The sequence below is a fragment of the Holdemanella sp. genome (assembly GCF_056804935.1).
On sequence record NZ_DBMEXE010000111.1, the window covers coordinates 1 to 5,158 of the forward strand.

General features: G+C 35.6%; 4 protein-coding genes, 2 pseudogenes, 1 riboswitch and 1 other annotated feature. Of the genes and pseudogenes, 5 read left to right on the forward strand and 1 reads right to left on the reverse strand.

What is annotated here, in order from left to right:
• Positions 1-359 (reverse strand): annotated as a pseudogene (locus ACZQCL_RS06060) (hypothetical protein); the annotation flags it as partial.
• On the opposite strand from ACZQCL_RS06060, the gene ACZQCL_RS06065 reads away from it, so the two are divergent.
• The 5 genes and pseudogenes from ACZQCL_RS06065 (at position 342) to ACZQCL_RS06085 (ending at position 5,071) form a co-directional block, all read left to right on the forward strand.
• Positions 342-1,256 (forward strand): erythromycin esterase family protein, encoded by a 915-nt coding sequence (locus tag ACZQCL_RS06065; RefSeq protein WP_412344805.1) that lies wholly within the window; start codon positions 342-344, stop codon positions 1,254-1,256. The pseudogene ACZQCL_RS06060 and the gene ACZQCL_RS06065 overlap by 18 nt on opposite strands.
• Positions 1,257-1,294: 38 nt before the next feature.
• A riboswitch (TPP riboswitch) is annotated at positions 1,295-1,394 on the forward strand.
• Positions 1,395-1,510: 116 nt separating this feature from the next.
• Complete coding sequence (gene thiD, locus ACZQCL_RS06070; RefSeq protein ID WP_482482245.1) at positions 1,511-2,317, forward strand: bifunctional hydroxymethylpyrimidine kinase/phosphomethylpyrimidine kinase; 807 nt, start codon at positions 1,511-1,513, stop codon at positions 2,315-2,317.
• Entirely contained in the window at positions 2,317-3,480 is a 1,164-nt protein-coding gene (cytX, locus tag ACZQCL_RS06075; RefSeq protein ID WP_003865411.1) for a putative hydroxymethylpyrimidine transporter CytX, read from the forward strand. Before thiD ends, cytX begins: the two co-directional genes overlap by 1 nt.
• A gap of 111 nt (positions 3,481-3,591) precedes the next feature.
• Positions 3,592-3,830: a binding site (T-box leader), on the forward strand.
• Positions 3,831-3,892: 62 nt separating this feature from the next.
• Positions 3,893-4,795: pseudogene (gene brnQ, locus ACZQCL_RS06080) on the forward strand (branched-chain amino acid transport system II carrier protein); the annotation flags it as partial.
• Positions 4,793-5,071 carry a tyrosine-type recombinase/integrase gene (locus tag ACZQCL_RS06085; protein WP_482482247.1) on the forward strand — a complete coding sequence of 93 codons (279 nt, stop codon included), beginning with the start codon at positions 4,793-4,795 and terminating at the stop codon, positions 5,069-5,071. The pseudogene brnQ and the gene ACZQCL_RS06085, both read left to right, overlap by 3 nt.
• Positions 5,072-5,158: the final 87 nt, after the last annotated feature.

The following is a 5,158-nucleotide window of genomic DNA, read 5'->3' on the forward strand; positions in this document are numbered from 1 at the left end:
AGACCTTTACGAATAATAGTACCATCTTCAACTAATTTTTTTAGTGCCGATTCCACAGAAGAACTGCCTAAACTCGGGCAATTTTCCATAGCATCTCTTTTCGTAAAGGTACCTATTGTGCCATTTACATATGTCTTAACAATATCACATGAGCTACTTCTTTTTCCGCTTTTCTCACTAATTATTAATCTTTCTTCGAATTCACGGTAGCATTTTAAAATAATGCCAAGCATATATTTAATAAATGGCTCGGGATCATTTGTTCCTTCATGCCAACCTAAATCTGCTTGTGCTAAAGCCTGATAATACGCTTCTAAGGTGATTTTGGCGGGTGTGAAGAAGTGAATCAATATATTCATGGTGGAGAAGGAATACTGAAAGAAATTGTTCAAAAGATTGGTTTTCAAATCTACAAAACAGAAGAAATGATGCAATTGATTGAATATATACGGGAATATAATGATGATGCTGAAGAAGAACAGCTGAATTTTTATGGTTTTGATATGCAGAGAATTAGATATTCTTTTGATGCGTTGAAAAAAGAATGTATTGCTGAAGGAGTTAATTTATCATTTTTGGATAATTTCATCATAGATGGTCAATGGAATCAAAATTATAGTTATGCAGAGAAAAAAGATTTACTGATGAAATTAAAAAAGACATTAGAATTAAAAGAGTTTAATGGTGATTTGATTCATTTTGTAGATGTGTTATTACAAAATGTTGAAGTTTTACATAGAAAAGATACTGATGGAAGCTTATTAAGAGATCAGTATATGGCTGAAAATGTTTCTTGGATTTTGCAAAAGGAGCAGCAAAGAAGAAATGATTGTATTTTCATCAGTGGGCATAATGAACATGTTGCAAAATGGGGAAGTTATGACTCTATGGGGAAACTGTTATCAAATCAATATAGATATTATGTGATTGGAACAAACTTCTATAAGACAAGATGCAATTTACCTGAAGGAAATCATAAACATACCATACAGACATTTTATTCTCATGATCCACTTGCAAAAACAGCGAAATTAGCCGGCTTTAAAATGTGCTGGATTGATTTTTCTTCTCTTGAAGAAGGTACAGAAATTAAAAGGCATGCAGATGCATATACCTATATGGGAGCGCTAGGAGAAAGCTACTCTATCATGAATCGCTTCCTGCCTCCTAGCTATCGCATGTTTCAGCCACCCACAACGCTTTATGACAGTATGATTTATGTCTCAAATGCATCACCAACAAAGATTATTGAATGATTATTGATTTACATGTTACAAAGGAACTATAATAAACATGTTGAAAAATGGGGAGCTGAGTGGCTGAGAGTAGGTTCGACCTTGACCCTGAAACCTGATTTGGATAATGCCAACGTAGGGATGATATCTTTATTGTATGTTAGCTGCAGATTAGGTTTTTCTGCAGCTTTTTGTTTTTTGATCAGAATGTGGCGGCAAATTGGGGGCACCACCTTATGTCGCATTAAAAAAGTAATGCAGGAAGGAGATAGAAAATGAAAACAGCATTAACAATCGCTGGAAGTGATTCCAGCGGAGGCGCTGGTATCCAGGCGGATATCAAAACAATGTGCGCAAATCACGTATTTGCGACGAGTGCAATTACAGCACTAACGGCACAGAATACATTAGGTGTTACAGGAATTATGGAAGTAACACCAAAATTTCTTGGGGAGCAGCTGGATGCAGTCTTTACAGATATTTATCCAGATGCTGTGAAGATTGGAATGGTTTCTAGTTCTGATCTGATTCGTATGATTGCTTCAAAACTGCAGGAATATAAGGCAGCTAATATTGTTGTGGATCCGGTGATGGTCGCAACAAGCGGCGCAAAACTTATTAGTGATGATGCAATTGAAACATTGAAAAAAGAATTGTTGCCTTTAGCAACAGTCATTACACCAAATATTCCAGAAGCAGAAGTTCTAGCGGATATGAAGATTGCAAATGAAGAAGAAATGATTATCGCTGCTGAAAAAATTTCTAAGAAATTTGGATGTGCAATTCTGGTAAAGGGTGGTCATCAAATCAATGATGCAAATGATCTGTTGTATAGAGATGACGCATATACATGGTTTCATGGAAAACGTATTAACAACTCTAATACACATGGAACAGGATGTACATTATCCAGTGCTATCGCATCCAATCTTGCAAAGGGATATGATTTGGATACATCCGTAAAACGTGCAAAGGATTATATTTCTGGAGCATTGAATGCAATGCTTGATCTTGGTAAGGGATCTGGACCAATGGATCATTCATTCGCAATTGATAATGAATATGCAAAGGAGAATGTTTAATGAAGAAAACTTCTTTGTTTGAAAATGCATTGATCTGGTTTGGTGCAGGTGTTTCTATTGCAGAAATACTGACAGGTACATATCTTGCACCTTTAGGATTGAAAAATGGTATTTTAGCCATTGTGGCCGGACATGTCATTGGCTGTATCTTATTGTTCCTGGCTGGTGTTATTGGTGGGAAAATGCGCTTAAGTGCGATGGATTCTACAAAGATGAGCTTTGGACAGAAAGGTTGTCTTTTGTTTGCGGCATTAAATGTACTGCAGCTTGTTGGATGGACAGCAATCATGATTTATGATGGTGCACTTGCGGCAGATGGTATTATGCATACAGGTGCATGGATCTGGTGTTTGATTATTGGTATCTTGATTCTTGTATGGATTGGTGTTGGTATTACAAACCTTGGAAAAATCAATACAGTTGCGATGGTTGCTTTATTTGTTTTGACTTTAATGCTTAGCAAATTTATCTTCTTTGATGGAAACAGTGCAGTTGTATGTACAGAAGCAATGACGTTTGGTGCAGGTGTTGAACTTGCAATTGCGATGCCTTTGAGCTGGCTGCCTTTGATCAGTGACTATACACGTGAAGCGGAAGATCCTGTGAAGGCTAGTTTAGTTAGTAGTATTGTGTATGGAATCGTTAGCTGCTGGATGTATTTGATTGGTTTAGGTGCGGCTTTATTTACAGGAGAATATGATATTGCACAGATCATGTTGAAAGCAGGTTTGGGTATTGCGGGATTATTGATCATTGTATTCTCTACAGTTACAACAACATTCCTGGATGCTTATTCTGCAGGTATTTCTAATGAATCTATCGTGCCAAAGTGGAATGGAAAACACGTAGCAATGGTTGTAACTGTTGTTGGTACAATTGCGGCAATTGTATATCCAATGGATAATATTACTGATTTTCTGTATTTGATTGGTTCTGTATTTGCTCCTATGATTGCAATCCAGATTGCTGATTTCTTTATTCTAAAGAATGATAAAAGAAATGTAGAATTTGATGTACTGAATCTTGTATTATGGCTTGTCGGATTTGTTGTGTATCGCTGTTTTATGCAGATTGATACACCTGTTGGAAATACAATTCCATGTATGATCATTACAATTCTGTTAAGTGTTGTAATTCACAAGATTATCAAAAAGAACAATTAAAATATAGATTTATGAAAAAATGAAAAAGGATGGAATGGAATTCTTGAAAATGGACTTTATTCGATCCTTTTTATATTGACGGTACATATTTGCTTCATTATAGTTAAAATATCAAAGGCAATGACGAAGAGCGCTGTTTTGCTAAGAAACTAATAAGAGAGTCCGACATTTGGTGAAAGCGGATAGTGGAAACAAAATCAGTAAATCACTTCTGAGCTTGTGTGCTGAAATATAGTAAGTATACACATAATAAATCACGTTACAGGTTTCGGACTTGTTGGAGTCTAGTAGAGTGGCATATTTTTCTATGCAAATTGAGTGGTACCGCGGATATCAGATTCGTCTCATGTTTTGGGATGAATCTTTTTTTGTGTGCTGGAGGAAAAAAGAAATGAAATTAAACAAAAAGAATATGGTGGTTATCAGTTTTATGTTGTTCTCACTGTTCTTTGGAGCTGGAAATTTAATCTTTCCACCATTCTTAGGACAAAATGCAGGGGAACATACGTTTACTGCGATGGCTGGTTTTTTATTAACAGCGGTTGTATTGCCAGTGCTTGGTGTCATTGTTGTTGCTAGATTTGATGGATTAGATAAGTTAAGTGGAAAAGCTGGAAAACGTTTTGCATTCATATTTACAGTCTTGATTTATCTTTCTATTGGACCTGGTCTAGGTATTCCGCGTGCAGCTTCTATTCCGTTTGAAATGGCAGTTTCACCATATTTGCCAAAAGATGCAAATCGTACGCTATGGATGGTTTTATACTCTGCTCTTTTCTTTCTTGTTGCGTTATGGCTGTGTTTGAATCCTGGTAAACTTGTATAGCGTATTGGAAGGGTATTAACACCTAGCTTATTGATTTTGCTTGCTCTTTTGTTTATCAGTTTTGTGACAAAAGGAAATGTCAATGTTGCACCTGCCTTAGATAGCTATCAATCTTCTGCATTTTTAAAAGGTTTTACAGAGGTCTATAACACAATGGATACCATTGTAACATTAAACTTTGGCCTAGTGATTTCAACAACACTTGTTTCGTTTGGATTAAATGAGACGAAAGATCGTATTACACATACTGTGTATGCTGGTATATTTGCAGGCAGTATCTTAGCAATTGTATATATGATGCTTTCTTATATGGGAATGTGTTCTTCTGGTGTATATGCAGTACAGGAAAATGGTGCATGGACTTTGAGGTGTATTGTGCAGCAGGTGTTTGGTGATGGAGGTGCAATTCTTTTGGCAGCAATCTTTACATTAGCTTGCTTAACAACCTGTGTTGGTTTAATTAATTCCATTTCTCAATTCTTTTTTATCTTATTTAAGAACTTTGTAGAAATCTACCTAGAGTCAATGGAACATCGTATTAAAGAAAATACGTTGATGACCAAACAAAATATCTTTTATCATCATATCGCTCCCTATCTTGGTGAAATGAAACTAGATGAAATTACTCCAAAAGATATTATCCATTGGCAAGATCAAGTCATGAAAGATAACAACTATAAACAGACGTATCTTAAAACGATCCATAATCAACTCAGTGCTTTATTTAATTATGCTGTTAGATTTTATGGATTAAGACACATTTAATAAATTAGGATATAAAGCTAAAATCAACACTCATACAACGTCTTATATAAATTGACTTCTGGGCATATATCTTTATTTCGAATGCCA